Here is a 400-nt window from a genome sequence, read left to right as displayed (position 1 = left end):
ATTTTTAAGCTCACCGAAATCACCTTTTTCAATGCAATCGGCTACCTCGTATGCTTCTTCTAAGGTATGCGGTACGATGGATGTAAAGTCTTGCTTTAAATCCCACGGGCAGCCTGTTGCTGGGTCACGTAATTTAGCCATAATGGCTAATAACTCAGTTAAGGTATTCGTCGAGGTATTAGTTGTCTGGTTCATTTACATTCCTAGTGACTACGTTTTGCTTCATGCACGCCTTCGATTTGGTCTAATTTTGATAGTAATCGATTGGTACTTGATAAATCATGTACTTCCACTTGCATGGTAAACAACGCTAATTGACGGTCATCTACGGTTTCCATATTCATATTCAGCACATTAACTTTTTCATTGGCCAGTACCGAACTAATATCACGTATAAGCC

The 400-nt window shown here is 39.8% G+C and carries 2 protein-coding genes; both read right to left on the bottom strand.

Features of this window, described 5'->3' with window-relative positions; translation table 11 throughout:
• On the bottom strand, window positions 1-195 hold a 195-nt coding region (locus HR9077_RS01565; RefSeq protein WP_280178396.1), incomplete at its 3' end, for a MazG nucleotide pyrophosphohydrolase domain-containing protein.
• Between the two features lie 8 nt (window positions 196-203).
• On the bottom strand, window positions 204-400 hold a 197-nt coding region (locus HR9077_RS01560), incomplete at its 5' end, for an ACT domain-containing protein (protein WP_136064441.1).

The organism is Modicisalibacter radicis, from assembly GCF_900961225.1.
Lineage (GTDB): Bacteria > Pseudomonadota > Gammaproteobacteria > Pseudomonadales > Halomonadaceae > Modicisalibacter.
The sequence above is the reverse complement of the archived record's forward strand: the minus strand, read 5'-3'. Positions and strand labels throughout refer to the sequence as shown.